Source organism: Clostridioides sp. LIBA-7602, from assembly GCF_056688945.1.
On sequence record NZ_CP196993.1, the window covers coordinates 1 to 14118 of the forward strand.

Below are 14118 nucleotides of genomic sequence, written 5' to 3' on the forward strand. Positions count from 1 at the left end.
ATGAATGCTTTTATAAGGAAAAGAAATAAAAACTATGTAGTGTACTTAGAATTTAGAGATGATGAATCAGGAAAAAGAAAACAAAAGAATATGGGAGCATTTGATAAAAAAAGGGATGCTAACAAACGATTGGCCGAAGTTAAGGATAGTATATATAAAGATAGCTTTCTTATTCCAAATGAAATAACACTATCTGATTTTTTATTAGATTTTCTTGAGAAGTACAAAGATAATATATCGGCTTCCACATACAATGGTTATATGGCCATTTGTAAAAATCATATTAATCCTTCTATTGGGAGATATCGTCTACAAGAGCTAAGAAATATTCATATACAAAATTATATAGATGATTTAGCTGGTAATTTAAATCCACAAACAATAAAAGTTCATATAAATGTGTTAAGACTTGCAATAAAGAGAGCTTATAGAATTAAATTAATAAAAGAAAATATTATAGATGGTATAGAAAGTCCTAGAATTAAAAAATTTAAAAATGAAATTTATAATAAAGAACAGATGCTAAAATTATTGGAAGTAGCTAAGAATACCGATATGGAGCTACCTATCAGTCTGGCTACAGGGCTAGGATTGAGACTTTCAGAGGTCTTAGGATTGACTTGGGATAATATTGATTTTGATGAGAACACAATAACAGTAAGTAAGATAACTAGTAGATTAGATGGTTCTGTTATACTTAAAGAGCCTAAGACTGAAAGCTCGATTAGAAAAATATTCGCACCAATAGAGCTTATGAATTTATTAAAAGATTATAAGGTAGAGCAGAATAAGAAATTATTAAGAAGTATTATTAGAAATGAATATAACTTATTATTTTTCGATAGAAAAGGTAATCCTATTGCTGAAGATGTTATGAGTAAGAGATTTAGAAAGTTTTTAGAGAATAATGATTTACCACATATCAGATTCCATGACTTAAGACATTCACATGTTACTTTACTTATAAATTCTAAAGTACCAATTAAGGTTATATCTGAAAGGGTAGGTCATTCAAATATTAATACTACTCTTAATGTATATTCTCATGTACTTAAAGAAATGGATAAAGAAGCTTCTGATAGAATATCTGAAAATTTATTTAAAGTTAATTAATGATATAATATAAAGGAGGTGATTTTTTTGGGTAATAGACTACTTACAAATACACAAAAGGAAAGATTATCAATAAGATCAATTGAAAGTCTTTGTGATAGAGCAGGTAATATTGAGGCAGATATACAATCAAATGATAAAACACCATCATGGGATGGAAGCTTATTTTTATATAAAAAATATGAATTTGAAGAATGCTCTGTAGCCAGTAATAAAAAAGAAAATTTATTAAAAAAGATAAATATACAACTTAAGTCATCTCAAGTGAAAAAATTGAGTGAAAAAAAAATAAAGTATTCGATGGAAATTAGCGATTTAAGAAATTATTATAATAATGAGGGAATTATATTATTTTATGTTGAAATTGTAGATTTCGATAAAATAAAAATATACTATAGAAATTTATTACCTTTAGATTTAAAACATATACTTAATGAAGTAGATAAAAAAAATAGAAATAGAAAGAAAAAGGGCAAATATAGTAATCAGAAAACTAAAGATATTGAGATTTATGAATTGAGACCTGAAAATAATCATTTTGAAAAGATAGTTGATGCTTTTTATCGTAATATAGATAAACAAACAAAAAATTTAGTTGATGAGCAGATAAAAATAAATAATAATGATAAAAGAGTTATAATTGATTTTGCGGATATAGATAATGAATATGATTTGTTTGAAAGGTCACTGTATGTATATAAACCATTCAAATTAAATGATACAAATATTAAGGCTCCCATAACTAGACTGAAAATCACACAATTAAATAAAAAAATTATTATAGATATATTTATCAATGAAAAAATATATAGTGATAATGTATGTATACTAACTCAATATAAAGAAAAATATAAAATAAACATCAATAATTTTATTACTATGTATTTGAACTATTCATCAAAAGATGAACCAGATGATGAAATGACAGAGGATGTAAAATTTATATTAGAAGAGGCTAGAGGAACTGTAGATAGTCACTTAAAAAATCTTGAAATATTGTTAGATGTCTTTGAATACGAAAAAATGATTATTAAAAAACATTCAACCAAAGAAGAGTTGGCTAAATTACATTTAAGAGATATACGATATAGTAAAGATGATATAATAGAAGATTGTGTATTTTTTAAAAATGTCAAGAAAGTGTTGGAAATACTAGATATAAATCAAAGTAACTTTTTATTAGAGAATATGTCATATGAAGATTATGAAAACTTAAATTTACTTATAGATATATTTATTGAAAATAAAAAATTTAAAAGAGAAGGTATGAATAAAAATTCAGGCATTGTACCCATAGAGATAAATGGAAAAAAAATATTGTTATATCGAGAAAGCTCAGGAGATGAACTATGTCCTACCAACTTTTTTGATAAAAAAAATAAATTTACATATGAAAATGTAATGTGTAGTCCATATGTTTTTTTAACACATAATTATATGGATAGTATTAATTTTGATGAAGATAAAGCTAATATAGATATTAAAAAATATATAAAAACACCAGAATATGTTAGTAAAGTAATATTATATATTTTAGAACTAATCAAATATTACGATAGCATTCATAATAAAAAATATCTATTTAAAGCTTTAGATTTATTGGAATGGATTGAAGATAAAGATGATATATATCTAAACAAGATTAACAAATATCAAATAATAAAAAGGCTTAGAAGTTTTAATATGAATGAGGTTATTGATTTAGTCGACATTAAGAATAAAAACTCAGAAGATATAGCCATTCAATGTGCAGTAAATATATTAATTGAAAAGTTTGAAGAAGCTAGAAATAATATGTCTGACATGAACGAAGAATTATTGAAAGAATTTAAATTATATCCCATATATAATTTGTATGATGAAAATTGAAAGGTATAAACATAATGTAGGATTATTATAAAGCCTTAGAATGACGTATAGAGCGTCAAATTTTAGATGATATTTAAAATTCTATATTTCCAATATTTATGATATAATAAATATAGCAAGGAATATATTTGAAAATCTAAGAGTGGTATTTCCATAAAGTCACCTTAACTTTCTTTTAGGAAGGAGGTGAAACTTATGGTGAATCTAATGATGAATGTTATAGCAGGTTTAATCGCTTGTTGGATTTATGATAGATTAAAAAACCACTCAAAGTCGGCAGCTAAGAGTGGTTGGGAACTTAATATAAAGTTCCAGAAAAATAAATCTTCAAAATAATTTGTTGAAGGAAACATCACTCAAAGTTAAGTAAAATATATTTCCTTGCTTTTATTATACCACAAATTAAAAATATTAAAACAAAATTTAATGTAAATAATATTTTAATCTATAGATTTTCTATTTTTAAAAAAACTAACTAAAAGTTGAAACATAACAAATCCAACTGTCGAACCTAAAGCATTTACAGGTATAGATGATATGTTAGCAAAATTATTTAAAGATGACATACCTAGCATTACTATAGAGACTATAGCTAAATAAAGAATAACTAGAGAAATTGGTATTGAGATATTTATCTCTAATTCATGTTCTTTCATAATATCATTCCTTTCAACATTGTCATACTTAATCTTATTATATCATTAAATATAATAAATCGTAATGCATAAAATAACTTATTTTTAATTACATAACATGAGAAAGAGTAGATATAATAGATTTTATATCGTATACATACTATTCCTTAAATTGGAATTTAAAGACTAGTTAAAATTAGAATTTTAATATGTTTTCTATTTTTGAAACTGTAATATATAATCTTGATATACTTAACTAAAAAATCTGGGTTTTACATATCAAATCGATTTCTTATTTCTCTATCTTTACGCATAGCTTCTTTCATATACTTTAAAACATCAACAAGTATTCTAACTTCATACTCATCACAATCATTAAAAATTTCTTTAGCTTCTCCCTCAAATATAATTTTAGAATTTAATACATTATCACATAACAATTCATCTATCGTAACAGAAAGAGCATTAGCAATATTAACTAACACAGACAAACTTACCTTTGTTTTTCCAGTTTCGATATTGCTCATATGAGATGGGGTTATATCTATTTCCTCAGCAACAGATTCTTGAGTTATCCCATTTTTAATTCTTGCAATTTTGATTCTTTTTCCTAATGCTTTATAATCTACATCCATAATTATACTCTCCTTTCTGTTTTTTATATTGTAACCATTTACAGAGTATAATATAATAATCTATATACATGAATAATTTATATAGGGCATTTAAGTCTAAAATAATTTTTGCAAATAAGATAGCTAATCTCATAAGAATTTGTCTGTAAGGGAATTAAAAATCTAATTGTTACTTATTTTGAATTAGAAAGGGTTGTTCATATGTTAATACAAAACATACCAAAAGCGGAATTGAAAGTTATGAAGTTTATTTGGCACATAAATGATATAGTAATATCTAAAGAAGTTATCAATGCTATGGAATTTGCATGGGACTGGAAGGCAACGACAACTCTAACACTTTTATCGCGACTAGTTAAAAAGAATTTTTTGGATGCGGAAAAAATAGAGAAATATACTCATTACACAATACTTATAACAGAAAGAGAATATAAAGCATTTGAAACCAAAAGATTTCTAGAAGAAGTACACTCTAATTCTATAGAAAGTTTTATTGGTTCTTTAGAATATTGTTTAATTATTAATGAAAAAACGTAACTTTAATAAAGTAAGATACTAATGAATGGAATTTTACAAACATAGAAAATTTGCATAAAAAGTCATTATGGACAAAAAAATAAAGCCCTCTAAAGAAAACTCAATTAAGAGTAATCCCTAGAGGGCTTATTATTATCTATTTCCTTTTTTCTTACCTTTACATGCCATAATATCACTTCTTTTTAATTTTATAATCCTATTAAATCTTTAGATTTAGAAATTTTACATTTATCTTCTTTTATATATATCTTAGTTGTATCAGTGGATTCATGATTCAGGATAGTTGAGATATCTTCAAGTGGTAAGTTATTAGCTTTAGCTATAGTTGCAAAACTTCGTCTTAATGAGTGAGGTGCTAAATTATCTATATATATTAATTTACCAGCCTTCTTAGCCCAACTTCTTAATACATCTGATGTGGCTTTATGATATTCTCCACCATACCTAACTAAAAAAACATAATCATTTATTATATTTTCTTCTTCTCTCAGTTTTTTTAGTTTTAATAATAAATCTTTTACTTTCTCACTAAAGTAAAAATCTACTATCTTTCCACCTTTTTCCTTGATATTCTCACATACTCTATTATCAAAGTCTATATTTTCCCAAGTCAGATTACTTGTAGCTGTAACTCTACCAGCAGTTGACAAAGCAAAATTTATATAAACTTCTAATTGCAAATCATCTTGTTTTGACAATTTATCTTGTAGTTCTTTAACTTGTTCTATATTTAAAAAATGTTTTTTTACAACAGGTAATCCTTTTTTAGGTCTTTCTATTAGTGATACTGGATTTTCTTTTACGATTCTTTTCCTTCTAAGATGGTCATATAGAGATGAAATGCCTGAGAATATTACTTTGATTCTATTAACATGATTATCTTCCATCCTAAATGAGATATACTCCATTATATCGTCTTCAGTACAATCTTCAATAAGTAAATCACCCATTTCATCATGTAGATATCTAGACCATGTATTTAAATCACACCTATATACATAGATAGTTTTTTCGCTTAATCCAGCTATTTTCTTAGCTTGAAGAAATCCTTTTATTAATTTCTCATTATTTTTGTTTATATCTCCATCTATTTTAATTCTTTTACTTCTCTTTTCAAATGTTGTCAATATCTCACTTCCTTAAAAAGACTAGAAAAATTAATCCCTAGTCTTTAATCTATCTTTTATTTCTGTTATGTCTGTTTCAACTCTTTCAAGTCTACTATTATTAGTGTTTAATGCTTCTGCAAATTTATCTAATTTATCATCAAATTTATCTATTGTATTACCAAATAAAGTTCTTTGTTCCTTAATTTCTCTTGAAAAATAAGCCCTTTCTTTTTTTCTATCATCTTGTTCCAGTTGTCTATTTTTTTCTAAATATCTGCCAAACCATAATATTACTATTGTTAATAGTATAGCTGTATATCCATATTGGCTTAATAATTCAATCATTTCTTTAGATAACATCTATTTTTCCTTTTTATTTTGTACTTGTATTTGACTTATGCCTATAGACGCTCCCCAGCATAAAATACCTTCAAAGATAGCTTCTATTGACAACTCATTCATAAATAAACAACTACTTATTATTGCTATAATCAATAATGTAAAAGGTATATATTTATTTTTAATATTTGATTCTTTTATAAAAGTCCCCAATATGTAAAGTCCACCTATTAACATTATCAAATTCTGAGGTATAAACTGCATTATATCCATATAACTTCCTCCTATCCAAGAATCTCATTTAATTCTTTTACTTTAGTTTTTATTTTCTCTAATTTTATATCATTATTTTCTATTTTCATTGAACTTATCTTATTGCATATATTTATTATGTTTTGGTCATAGCCCATATCCGGACACCATTTACCAGATAAACTCTCAACTGTATTAGCTTCTCCATGCAAATACGGAAAATGTCTAGGGTCTAATGTAACTCCATTAACTTTGTATTCATTTTTACCAACTAATTCACTATATTTTGGATAACCTTTAGCTCCAGCATATAGAGCTAGATGGTCTATAAATGCTGCTACTCCATCTTCCCAACAACTAAATCTTGTATGAGCTGATAGGTCTAAATCTCCACCACCTTTATTCCCTTTAAGTCCACATACATTGCAATATGAAGGATTTAAAACTCTACCAAAATTAAAATATCCAGTTTCTACAAATGCTTGAGCAATTGCAATAACTGGATTTACACCTTTTTTCTCTGCTTCTTTATATATTATTGGTGCTATAGCTTTGCATAAATAATGTGGTGGATTGGAGTTATTATTTAATGTGTCTAAATATGCAAAGACCTGTTCTAATGTTGCCGTTGGCTTATCTAAAATATTCAATCTTAATACCTCCTACTTCCCTATAAAATCTAATACTTTATGAAGTGTAGCCCATCTATCATCACCTTGTAACTTAGTGAATCTTTCACTAGTCTTAATTTTGTCACTGGCTGAACCTATTACATAAAGGTTTTGACAATGACCAGGTATGTAATTTTTTAACTCACATACATAGACTTCATCAGATTTATAATTTATGGCCATTACATTCGCTATAGCTTTATCAACTTCACCTTCATAAACTATTGTATATTTCGTTTTTTCTTCCTGTGTTTGATTTATAGATTTATTAAATATACCTTCAGCAATATCTATGGCCATATCTTTAGCATTATAATTTTTAGTATCATCTGTATCTACAAAGCAACATTCAACTAAAAGTGATTTTGCTTTTGTTCTTCTTAAAAATGCTAGAGTTTTCTTTTCTTTGACACCTCTGTTTTTAAAAGCTTTATCCCCTTTATTATGATAAGTTTTTGTTATCTTCTCACAAATTCTTGAAGCTATTTCAACAGTCTCTTTGTCATTTAAGTTATACACTAAGACTTCTACACCTCTACCTCCACCTGAGTTAAAATGAACACTTACATTTAAATCTGAGTTATATGAATTACATTTAGCTATGATTTTATTCAATATATCACTCTGAGAAGTTCCATTGTTACATGTACAATCATATACTTTACACTCTTTTTGAGCTAAAGGTATTAGATATTTTAATACATTTCTTGCCTCTGTAGATTCTTTTATATACTTTACTGCTCCAGAGCCAACCTTACCATCTGGATTATGCCCTGCATGAATTGTTAATGTTTTTATATTCAAAATTACCACTCCTTTCAATAAATAAAAAGGCTGAGATTAGTCAGCCCTCTAAATTTAAACATAAAAAAAGAACCTATACTATTTCACTTGGTTCTACTGGTGTTTCTTCTTTAATTAATAAATTTGTTAACTCTGTATATTCACTTTCTTTTATTCTATTCATTGCATAGAATACATCTAGCTTAGTTTGTAACTCTTCTTTAACCTTAAAGTTTTTTTGTTCAATCATTCTTTTTAAAATATTATGCATATTATCACCTCCTGTTTTTATAATTTTATAACACATTGTTTGTGTTAAGTTCTAACATAGCTATTCTATAAGCATTATCTATTAAAAGATTGTCTTGCTCCTTTTGATTTTCTATTAAAACTGTGATTTTATTTGCATTTATTTCTTCAATTGATGGTTCTGGATTAGGTGGATTCTTTTGTAATTCTAACCATTCGTTATAAGACTGTTCACCTGTCTTAATTAGCTCTCCTTCTTTGCTTATTAAAGGAGTCCATAATTGTCCATTACCTGTAATAAAAAAATTGTCAATTTCTATGTTGTCAATTTCTTCTTTTGAGAAATTATGCTCTTTTATTATTTTAAATTTCATTTTATCCATACTTTAGACCTCCAAATTTACAACAACACTAATTAAAATTCCTTTATTCGTAATATCATGACCTGGAGTTAACATTAGTATAGTATTATTTACACAAGCTATCCCTACAGTGTCAACTTGTTCACAAGAAGAATTCATAACTGGACAAGAATAGTTTTGTCTTGATATTCCTAAAGGTAATTTAATTATTGCTTCTTCTAAAACAGTAGCTGATGTATTTTTTGTTACAATCATGTTTATAAATAAATACTTTCCTACCTTTGTAATAGTAGCTGATTGCCACACTTTATCCCATCCATTTATAAATTTAAAATCAATATTACTTTCAGTTTTAATTATTGATGTAATGTCTTTTAAATTCTCTCTAATAACTTCTATATGGCTACCTAAATTTTGTGTCCTTTCAAAACTAATATTTGGTATCGCAATGCCTGAGTTACAAATAAATCTAGTTTGATTATCATATTGCTCCAAATTTAGTAGACTAAGTTTAATTTCTCTTGGTGTTTCTAATTCATAAATTATTTTCAAAGGATTTTTCTTTAATTTTTCTTTAAAGTTAGCAATGTTAAAAGGAGATATTGAAGTATCTACTATATCTATTACACCTATTCCATTTTCTGTTGATATAGATAATGCTGATTCAGTTTGAACATTATATATATAGTCTACATGAGATTGCTTGTATAAGTTAGTTACAAACTTAGACATATCTAATCTTAATACAGATATATCTAAATTTAATCTAAACTCATACATTCCATGAACTTCTATCCAATTTTCATTACCATTAAAAACTATTTCTTCACATCTTTGTATTAGTTTATATGAACCATTTTTGTAGACTATTTTATCTCTTATTCCATTTGGTAAGCTTCTTAATGTATAAGGAATTTTCTTTTTATCATATTTATTTCCTTTAGTTATAATTGTTTTATTACCATCATCATGCAAATCTTTTATTATAGTAACTCTTAGATACTTTGCATTTTTAGGGCTTCTAGCAACATAAAAAATATCTTTATCTCCTATTATTCTTTCATTTAATGGTGTTGGAATAAAACTTTTATTTATATCATACCAACAAATATTTCTACTACAATTATAAAAAGTATACTCTGTATTTGGTTCTATTTCTATATAGTCTAATGTATATTTATGATTACTAGCCTCAGAAATAAGTTCCTCTCCATTAAGATATTGTAAAATATAATTATCTTTAAAATTGGCATTCTTATTAAAGATATTAATTCCACTATATGGATAACTTAAAAGCTCCACTTTATCTCTTTGCCCAACACTTAATAGTTCATTAGAGTAATTTATATTAATATCTGTATAATCTCCTTCTAATATGGTAATTTTCAAACTTACTTCATAACCAGATGCAAGTGTATCATTATCTAAAACACTCCTTAAGGCCACATTACAATCACTTAAGTCTGATATTGTTGTAAATGTATATCTGAATTTCCCAATCACTCCTCCTAATATAGCTATATTTGTCAGATTAGGAATAAATACTGAATTTTCTTCTCCTAAACTATGAATATATATTCCACTTGTACTAGGTAAAGTATTTTTATCAACATCAACTATTATTGTATATATAGTATCTGGTTTATATAAAGTATAATTGGTAGTAAAAAAATTAGAATATCTTATATCATTTTCTGTTAGTATGTTTATTTTTCCATCTAAAAAAGTGGTTTTCCATAAAGAAAAATCTGAACTAGTTTTTCCCCATAAATCAATTAGAGTCTTTCCTTCTATATTAAAATTAGTTAGATAACCTTTCTTACTATTTTCTATAGTATATTCTCCTATATCTGTACTACATTTTATATTGTCAACTTCCTTGAGATTTTCTATATCATCAATTTTATTTTCTAAGGGTTTTAATAAAGCTTCTATCTTTATAGAAGAATAAGTGGTTGTTTCAGTACTTCTCTTATCATCAATAGTTGCTGAAGTCATATTTATAGCTGAGTTTCCATTTACAACTATACATTCAAGCTCATCATTGGTTTCATTAAAAACTTTTATCCTATTATCATCTAAAATTTTATATGAACAAAATACATTGTTATTAGTAGTTTTATCAATTAAGCTTATAAGTACTTTTCTAGTTACAAGGTTATGTTCAATTATAGTTGTATATGTACTTTCTTCTAGTATCCAATCACTTGTTGAAATATCTTTAGATACAGCTACATTAGTACCATTTTGTATTACTTTTTCTAAATCTTCCTTACTTGCTTTTTTACTAAGTTCTAAATTAATGTCATCCTGCTCTTTATCTAATCTATTAATGTTTTTTACTACATCTTCATTTAACAATTTATCACCTTCTTTTTTATTTAAAGAACTACATATAAATATGCTTCTCAGTTTATTTCAATAAAAAAAGAACTATGCTATATAGTCCTCGCCTATTATTTCTTTATATTCTTTTGCTGTTATCTTTTCTTTAAATACTGCATTTTTAACCATTTCTTTGTTCCACATTTTATTATCATAGTAATATTTTATCTTCTCAAATCCTAACATTATATTAATCCTCCCATCATTAGTGCATAGTTTATATTAGCATTTTCTAATTCTAATTCTTTGACTTTCTTTAGAGCTTCTTGTTCTGGTGTCAATGGTATTTCTACATACTCATATGTAATCTCTTTTGTTGTCTTATCTACATACATAATAGATGCAAACCCTTCCTTATGTTCAGCTTCAATTAATGTATCAATTAGAACACCATTCAATTCCAATTCTTGAGCTGATTTTCCTAAGCCATTAACTTTATCAAATGGCATATTATGTATTAAATTCACTTTATAAATGTTACCTTCCTTATGTTCCAATCCTGTTAAGTATTTTTGCATTCTATTTCCTCCTAAAATTAGTTATAATAAGCTACTTTTTGTAATACATGTGTATTTTTCAATTTACTTATAGTATTAAGATTATAAGTTATAACAATATTATTAGATGAATCTAATAATATTGATTTAATTGACTTAGTAAAAGATGTTGATTTCCATATCTCAACACCGTTATGGGCTATTTTTCTTATTGTACTATCAGATCCGCCACTATAAATATTAAACTCTGAATCTACACATACAGAGTTTACAGAATCAGTGTGACCTGAAAACTTCCATATCTCAACACCATTAGAAGATATTTTTCTTATTGTTTTATCATTACTAGCACTATATACATTATATTTAGAATCTACACACACTGAATTTACAGAATCAGTATGACCTATAAATTTCCATATTTCAACACCATCAGAAGATATTTTTCTTACTGTTTTATCATTGCTAGCACTATACACATTATCATGTAAATCAACTGTAACTACAGTAATATGATCAGTATGTCCTGTAAATGTCCAGAGTGACTTCATGAATGTATCGTCTCTTTCTAATGATGTTTTTATAATAGTATTATCATAACTACCACTTATTAAATTATTACTATTATCAATTGCTAGACTAATAATGATATCTGAATGTAAAGGCAATTCATTAGAAACAACATCAGGATCAGATAAAAACATTAGATTGCTGATGCCTCCACAGTACACTAAACCGTCATTATTAGTACATACTGAATATATACCTAAACTAAATAAAAAATTATATTTCCAGATAAGATCACCTGAAGGTGATGTTTTAATTACTGATCTATCAAATCCATCACAATTTATTATATTATCATTGAAATCTATACATGTTGACATGATTATGTCAACATCAAGATTAGTTGTCCATATATTATCAGGATAAGGAGATACTTCTTCTACAAGAGTTCCTAATTTAGTTACCTTATGTATTTCGCTTTGGTTATCTTTTGTAACTAGAATACCTAAATTTTGTTGAAATTTTTTTAAGGTATTGTCACTACTACCACTTAGTATGTTATTTTTACTATCTAAAGTTACAGTTTCTACTCGATTAGTGTGTACCATAAATTCATATATTTTTAATCCATCATGAGATATCTTTTTTATAGTTTTATCATCACATCCACAATATATTTCATTTTCATTATTAACTGTTAAAGAAAATATAGTAGAAAGGCTTATAGATTTCCAGATTATCTCGCCATTAGAATTAAACTTTCTTATAATCTTATCGTTTCCACCACTTATTAGATTATTGTTAGAATCAATACACACTGAATAAACTGAACCCATGTTGTCCATATAACTCCATATTAATGATCCGTTTTTAGATAATTTTTTTATACTCTCATCAGCACTTCCAATATAATAATTATTAGCGGAATCTACATCTACTGATAATATACTGTTAGTGTTTCCTGTGTATTCCCATATTTTTGTCGCTTCATATGATACTTTAACCAGACTACTATCTGCAATTCCAACTATTATATGATTATCTAAATCAATACATATAGATGTTATATTGTTTTTAAAACCTGGAAAAGACCATATTTCATCTCCAGAAGAAGATATTTTTCTTAAGATTCTGTCAACCCCACCACTATAAACATTAAAATCAGAATCTACTGTTACTGAATTCACAAAATGTGTATGCTTTGTAAATCTCCATATTTCTTTTCCTAATGGAGATATTTTCTTAACTGACATATCACTACTAGCATTATAAATATTATCTTTAGAATCTACACATACTGAATTTACACTTGAATCATTGTAAAAACACCAAACTTCTTCAACATCATCAGGCATATCTGGCATTTGTTTTATACTACTAATATTACTTGCCATAGTTTGAAATGTATCACTACTATTAGTTGGTACTTTTTTGTCAGTAATAGCAGTAGCGATTAATTCTTTCCCATTACTGACAGATTGAAAAAGCTCATCTAGTGCTCCCTCTACATTGTCACTTGTAAAATTATTAGCTATATCTTCTATAGTTACTTTATTAGCTGTATTTTCTATGGTATTTACTAAGCTTTTTATTTTTTTTGATGAATACGTTGTAGTCTCAGATTCTTCTGCATCATTAATAGTTGTTTTTTTATTAATTTCTGAATTAGTATCACTAGGTACATTTTTTAATTTCTTTACCACATCTTCATTTAACAATTTGTCACCTTCTTTTTTTATTTAAAAGACTATATTTATGTATAGTCCTTAGTTTCTTTCAATAAAAAAAGAACTATATAATATAGTTCTTACTAAGTCTTTCTTGATCACGACAATATATCTTAGCTTTCTATATAATTTCTGTTCTTATAAACTTTGCTATTTAGATTCAACAATCAAATCTAAATAATCCTTAAATTTCTTTTGTATTAACTTTATAGAATTACTAACAGATGATTGATGTTTTTTATACATTTTAAAAAGTATTAATAAATTCATTTATATCACATCCATATTTTGCAAACATATAAATAATGTAAAATGTTTTTTTGATTATAACATTCTTAAAATAACTTTTTATCTTGCATAGTATTTTTAAATACTCATTATAAACAAATGTTTTATATTATTACCTAGATAAATTTATCGTTTAGAATTATATATTCATGCTAAAATA

17 protein-coding genes are annotated in these 14118 nt (G+C 26.0%); 4 read left to right on the forward strand and 13 right to left on the reverse strand.

Annotation, left to right across the window (positions count from 1 at the left end; translation table 11 throughout):
* The 3 genes from ACTG45_RS20595 to ACTG45_RS20605 form a co-directional block, all read left to right on the forward strand.
* Nucleotides 1-1113 (forward strand): tyrosine-type recombinase/integrase (locus ACTG45_RS20595; protein ID WP_479920308.1); only part of this gene is annotated, 1113 nt, incomplete at its 5' end.
* A gap of 27 nt (nt 1114-1140) precedes the next feature.
* Nucleotides 1141-2982: a hypothetical protein gene (locus ACTG45_RS20600; protein WP_479920309.1), complete on the forward strand. Its 1842-nt coding sequence runs from the start codon at nt 1141-1143 to the stop codon at nt 2980-2982.
* 195 nt (nt 2983-3177) lie between these two features.
* On the forward strand, nt 3178-3318 hold the full coding sequence (locus ACTG45_RS20605; RefSeq protein ID WP_021383152.1) for a hypothetical protein: 141 nt from the start codon (nt 3178-3180) through the stop codon (nt 3316-3318).
* A gap of 104 nt (nt 3319-3422) precedes the next feature.
* Here the strand turns inward: ACTG45_RS20605 and ACTG45_RS20610 are convergent, their stop codons facing one another.
* The gene (locus tag ACTG45_RS20610) at nt 3423-3638 is read right to left on the reverse strand and encodes a hypothetical protein (RefSeq protein ID WP_021383082.1); all 216 of its coding nucleotides are present in this window, start codon (nt 3636-3638) and stop codon (nt 3423-3425) included.
* A 251-nt stretch (nt 3639-3889) separates the two neighbouring features.
* Nucleotides 3890-4252 (reverse strand): helix-turn-helix domain-containing protein, encoded by a 363-nt coding sequence (locus tag ACTG45_RS20615; protein WP_021383128.1) that lies wholly within the window; start codon nt 4250-4252, stop codon nt 3890-3892.
* Nucleotides 4253-4453: 201 nt separating this feature from the next.
* Here ACTG45_RS20615 and ACTG45_RS20620 point away from each other — a divergent pair, with 201 nt between their 5' ends.
* Nucleotides 4454-4789 (forward strand): BlaI/MecI/CopY family transcriptional regulator, encoded by a 336-nt coding sequence (locus tag ACTG45_RS20620; protein ID WP_479918819.1) that lies wholly within the window; start codon nt 4454-4456, stop codon nt 4787-4789.
* Between the two features lie 188 nt (nt 4790-4977).
* Here ACTG45_RS20620 and ACTG45_RS20625 read toward each other — a convergent pair whose 3' ends face one another.
* From ACTG45_RS20625 to ACTG45_RS20675, 11 genes are all read right to left on the reverse strand, one after another.
* On the reverse strand, nt 4978-5916 hold the full coding sequence (locus ACTG45_RS20625; RefSeq protein ID WP_479920310.1) for a tyrosine-type recombinase/integrase: 939 nt from the start codon (nt 5914-5916) through the stop codon (nt 4978-4980).
* Between the two features lie 30 nt (nt 5917-5946).
* A complete protein-coding gene (locus ACTG45_RS20630) occupies nt 5947-6258 on the reverse strand; it encodes a hypothetical protein (RefSeq protein ID WP_479920311.1) in 312 nt (103 codons plus the stop codon).
* Nucleotides 6259-6510, reverse strand: a complete 252-nt coding sequence (locus tag ACTG45_RS20635) for a phage holin family protein (protein WP_167641148.1) — start codon at nt 6508-6510, stop codon at nt 6259-6261. It abuts the gene before it with no gap.
* A gap of 11 nt (nt 6511-6521) precedes the next feature.
* On the reverse strand, nt 6522-7139 hold the full coding sequence (locus ACTG45_RS20640; protein ID WP_479920312.1) for a glucosaminidase domain-containing protein: 618 nt from the start codon (nt 7137-7139) through the stop codon (nt 6522-6524).
* Between the two features lie 12 nt (nt 7140-7151).
* Nucleotides 7152-7964, reverse strand: a complete 813-nt coding sequence (locus ACTG45_RS20645; protein WP_479920313.1) for an N-acetylmuramoyl-L-alanine amidase — start codon at nt 7962-7964, stop codon at nt 7152-7154.
* A 73-nt stretch (nt 7965-8037) separates the two neighbouring features.
* Entirely contained in the window at nt 8038-8214 is a 177-nt protein-coding gene (locus ACTG45_RS20650; RefSeq protein WP_479920314.1) for a hypothetical protein, read from the reverse strand.
* A gap of 25 nt (nt 8215-8239) precedes the next feature.
* Nucleotides 8240-8575: a hypothetical protein gene (locus tag ACTG45_RS20655; RefSeq protein ID WP_021383117.1), complete on the reverse strand. Its 336-nt coding sequence runs from the start codon at nt 8573-8575 to the stop codon at nt 8240-8242.
* Nucleotides 8576-8578: 3 nt separating this feature from the next.
* Complete coding sequence (locus ACTG45_RS20660; protein ID WP_479920315.1) at nt 8579-10915, reverse strand: hypothetical protein; 2337 nt, start codon at nt 10913-10915, stop codon at nt 8579-8581.
* A gap of 72 nt (nt 10916-10987) precedes the next feature.
* Complete coding sequence (locus ACTG45_RS20665) at nt 10988-11125, reverse strand: XkdX family protein (RefSeq protein ID WP_479920316.1); 138 nt, start codon at nt 11123-11125, stop codon at nt 10988-10990.
* Nucleotides 11125-11457, reverse strand: coding sequence for a hypothetical protein (locus ACTG45_RS20670; RefSeq protein ID WP_167640762.1), 333 nt, complete (start codon nt 11455-11457; stop codon nt 11125-11127). The genes ACTG45_RS20665 and ACTG45_RS20670 overlap by 1 nt, the downstream gene beginning before the upstream one ends.
* A 17-nt stretch (nt 11458-11474) precedes the next feature.
* Entirely contained in the window at nt 11475-13661 is a 2187-nt protein-coding gene (locus ACTG45_RS20675; RefSeq protein WP_479920317.1) for a WD40 repeat domain-containing protein, read from the reverse strand.
* Between the last annotated feature and the right edge of the window lie 457 nt (nt 13662-14118).

Coding starts and splice junctions, on each gene's coding strand:
- ACTG45_RS20605 (WP_021383152.1), top strand. CDS start 3,178: ATGGTGAATCTAATGATGAATGTTATAGCAGGTTTAATCGCTTGTTGG.
- ACTG45_RS20610 (WP_021383082.1), bottom strand. CDS start 3,638: ATGAAAGAACATGAATTAGAGATAAATATCTCAATACCAATTTCTCTA.
- ACTG45_RS20615 (WP_021383128.1), bottom strand. CDS start 4,252: ATGGATGTAGATTATAAAGCATTAGGAAAAAGAATCAAAATTGCAAGA.
- ACTG45_RS20620 (WP_479918819.1), top strand. CDS start 4,454: ATGTTAATACAAAACATACCAAAAGCGGAATTGAAAGTTATGAAGTTT.
- ACTG45_RS20630 (WP_479920311.1), bottom strand. CDS start 6,258: ATGTTATCTAAAGAAATGATTGAATTATTAAGCCAATATGGATATACA.
- ACTG45_RS20635 (WP_167641148.1), bottom strand. CDS start 6,510: ATGGATATAATGCAGTTTATACCTCAGAATTTGATAATGTTAATAGGT.
- ACTG45_RS20650 (WP_479920314.1), bottom strand. CDS start 8,214: ATGCATAATATTTTAAAAAGAATGATTGAACAAAAAAACTTTAAGGTT.
- ACTG45_RS20655 (WP_021383117.1), bottom strand. CDS start 8,575: ATGGATAAAATGAAATTTAAAATAATAAAAGAGCATAATTTCTCAAAA.
- ACTG45_RS20665 (WP_479920316.1), bottom strand. CDS start 11,125: ATGTTAGGATTTGAGAAGATAAAATATTACTATGATAATAAAATGTGG.
- ACTG45_RS20670 (WP_167640762.1), bottom strand. CDS start 11,457: ATGCAAAAATACTTAACAGGATTGGAACATAAGGAAGGTAACATTTAT.